Below are 3,151 nucleotides of genomic sequence, written 5' to 3'. Positions count from 1 at the left end.
CAAGCTGCAAGTGATCAGCTTTATCTGCGGGCGAGAGAGTCAATATCTGGATTGCAACGAATACTGCCCCACTCACATCTACAAATAGAGGAGGACGAGACAGCCGCGATGTCGAACGCCGCGCTCAAGGGAAAAGTGACAAAAGGCTCAGTGCCAATCACCGAGTATGCGGTTTTTCGTGACCACCGAACGGGGCCGACATCAAGTAAGTTTGGAAACTGCGTAACGCCCGGCTCACGCGCCGGTTTGTAGCCGCAGAGCGGCGGAGAATCGGTCGCCGTGCAGCCGATTGTTAGGACTTACTACGCACAATGTTCCAAGTTGCAGGGTTCTCAACATGTTTAAACACTCCAGGTACTAAGCTATCCATTATCGTCTGATTCTCAAGCACTGTGATACTTGTTTTGGCCACCAGAGTTTCACCCGTAGTTAATCTGGCCTTTAGCTTTATAGGAATGCCTTTATCCGTCACCAATGGGCGCATATTTCCCCAAGACGCGGATACGAAAATTAAGAAGCCCGATTGAAACTCCCGGCTTTCTACTCTTGGACTTAATGTCAAATACTCTGGGCCCTCTTCAAAATTTGAGAACCAATTCTTCAAATATCTAGTAACGTCGCCGACAACGTGGCGAACACGACATGGGAGGGTTGTTGGGTTAAGTGCTTCATTCCAAATTGGCCAGCTCTTTAACCTTTTTACGTGTAAAGTGAAGTATCTTACAACAATTGGTTCAGTAGTTGGATTATTAATTCCCGCTTCAATTAGTAAAATTACGCGCACATTCCCAGGGTTTCCATCTATTTCACCTAGTTCTTCCCAGCTACATCGACTTGTAAAGGCTTCAACTTCCAAGGTTGGCCGTTTTAGCTTGGTTTTTAGATAGCGAAAAATGCCTAGCATCCACGCTACCAGTCCAACTACTGCCCACTTTAATAGGTCGATTGTAGTTTCATTCGACTCTATAAAAAGTATGGCTTCTGCGAGGTAGCTCATTAATATGGACTCTGTCCTAACGCCGTGGTTTGGGGCAGCCGAAGCAACGCGTAGGCTGTCCCAGCCGCAGGCGACAACACCACCTTGTTATACGCTTAAATGGCAGCATATTTTTTTATGGTCTTATTAAGTGTTTTCATGAGTTCTTCCTGGGCAGCATAGGATGCGTCATATGCTTGAAAAATATCAAATTCGTCTATTTCGTACGCATGAGTAATATTTGAATCAATCTTTTTATACTTCGCTATAGCTGCGACAACCTCTTTATTCAGTAACGGGCCGTAAACGCTAACTGTATGCTCTAAATATTGCTCAAATTTCGAATATATAGAATTATCTGGCGAGAATTTATGCTCCTCTGGAATGCCTTGCAAATCGTTAAAGGCATTATCAGACAGTTTACTAGTTTGAGCCATTAAGTCAGATAACGTGGTGCTGACTTTAATTAGTACATCCTTGTTAACCTCCCAACGCCTGCTTTCCTTTTGGCTCTTTATAGAAAGGTAGTTAATGGCGACGGCAACAAAAGTAGCAAGAGCAATTACAATATTAGTGACTGTTTGGATTGTTAAATTTCTATCAGGATTCTGAGTCAGATCAAATCCGACTGTAGCAATAATCAGCCCTAATATTCCCCCGATTAATAAATTTATCATACGATTTCTTCTTGCGTATAACGCCGCCAACACACGCGGCTTTGTAGTGGAGGCGAAGCCGGAACGGAAAAGCCGTCGTTGTGATTGGCTTTGTTATAGCTCACTTGAATGCCGCACCTTTTCCAGCCGCCCACCTTCAAATCTTTTTAACACAGACGGCCTATCAATGGCATTGCTACCAGACTGCTGAGCTTTATCGATAGCGCTATTCAGAAAATCAAAAAGTGCGTCGCCGGGAGGGGTGCAAGACTTTATACAGTCATCAAGAACCGCCTGAGCATCAGCTTCGTGTTCTGCTCTCATACCAAGTACCGCCACCTGGTTCCAATTTATCTCATCCTTTTTCGCGAAGACTTCATATATACCATTGTCATCTGGAGCTTTGTCCATTCGAAACGTATACAAGCTATGCTTCCTGCTTACTGGGCAATAGATACCAGCTGCAAAGTCTGTTTGCATTTGTTGCAAGGATTTAGCGTCGAGCTTGTATCTTCTTGCTGATCTCAGAGATTCGTTTATGGAGTAAAGAATGTTGTCGGCAATCACATCTGCCGTGAGAAGGGCTTCAATGTCCTGCGGCAGAAACATATCGTCACCCCACTGATCCACACCTTGCCCTTGCTCAAGATCGTTCTTCTGACAATGCCGGACCACGCAATATTCTCCAGGAGAGCTACTGCCTCTTCGGTAACTTATACGAAGTTTCCCGAGGTGTTCCGTTATGCTATTTAAGACATGCTGAGCTGTAAGAGTGCTTCCAGCAAACGCGATGAAACACGACGTTTCCAAGTAAGTGGTTCGATAGCTATGGAAATATGCACCTAAAAAGTATGGCCTCCATACCTTTACGGGCACTTCGTAAGACTTTCTAAATCCGCTTAGAAGGGTCACCCCTGTATCCGAAGTGGTTATTGCGGTGTCGGTGGCCACCAAAAGGCCATCCGGTTCTAAAGGCGTTTTCTTGTCCTTTCTCGCGTCCTCATTCCAAGCGAAATTTAGGCTTGGCCTTAAGTCGTGACTAACGATAACCAGTGTCATACAGGCTCCATTGCATGAAAGCTATAACAGTGATTAGATCGCACTAACTTTAATACGCGGCATAACGCCGGATGAGGCGATCTAATATTTTCTTATATTTCAATGGATTAGCGGCCATCGCGCACGAGTGCTGAACGTTAAACCGCACGAGGCTTAACGCTCCACTGATCGACGGCAGTGGCTTGCACGCAGGTGACGGTGCTGTCGGGTATTCGAGGTGAAATGAGTCGGGTCTATGTAGCATCCATGCCTCCTGACGGGGCCGCGAGAAGTGTGGTGATTTGATAGTGCTACTACACGCGTCGTTTGCCAACCCTGAATTAGGCTAAAGATTAGGTGAAGTAGCGCGGCCTTGGCGCGCAAATACGGACGTGGCGAATGCACGGACCCAAGTCCCGTTTACGCGGGCGAGTAGCGCAGATTTATCGGGAAAAAGAAGCGTAGGGTGTCTGAGGAGCGA

Annotated in this window: 3 protein-coding genes; all 3 read right to left on the bottom strand. The window is 46.0% G+C overall.

Annotated features, from left to right (window positions below):
- Positions 1 to 292: 292 nt before the first annotated feature.
- Positions 293 to 997: a hypothetical protein gene (locus B7O88_RS17860; RefSeq protein WP_140418599.1), complete on the bottom strand. Its 705-nt coding sequence runs from the start codon at positions 995 to 997 to the stop codon at positions 293 to 295.
- 95 nt (positions 998 to 1,092) lie between these two features.
- Positions 1,093 to 1,653, bottom strand: a complete 561-nt coding sequence (locus B7O88_RS16440) for a hypothetical protein (RefSeq protein ID WP_088277657.1) — start codon at positions 1,651 to 1,653, stop codon at positions 1,093 to 1,095.
- Between the two features lie 93 nt (positions 1,654 to 1,746).
- On the bottom strand, positions 1,747 to 2,691 hold the full coding sequence (locus B7O88_RS16435) for a hypothetical protein (protein ID WP_235005836.1): 945 nt from the start codon (positions 2,689 to 2,691) through the stop codon (positions 1,747 to 1,749).
- Between the last annotated feature and the right edge of the window lie 460 nt (positions 2,692 to 3,151).

It is taken from the genome of Halopseudomonas aestusnigri (genome assembly GCF_002197985.1).
GTDB classification, from domain to species: Bacteria; Pseudomonadota; Gammaproteobacteria; order Pseudomonadales; family Pseudomonadaceae; genus Halopseudomonas; species Halopseudomonas aestusnigri.
Note: the sequence above shows the minus strand (reverse complement) of the source record. Positions and strands in the feature narration are given on the sequence as shown.

Coding starts and splice junctions, on each gene's coding strand:
- B7O88_RS17860 (WP_140418599.1), bottom strand. CDS start 997: ATGAGCTACCTCGCAGAAGCCATACTTTTTATAGAGTCGAATGAAACT.
- B7O88_RS16440 (WP_088277657.1), bottom strand. CDS start 1,653: ATGATAAATTTATTAATCGGGGGAATATTAGGGCTGATTATTGCTACA.
- B7O88_RS16435 (WP_235005836.1), bottom strand. CDS start 2,691: ATGACACTGGTTATCGTTAGTCACGACTTAAGGCCAAGCCTAAATTTC.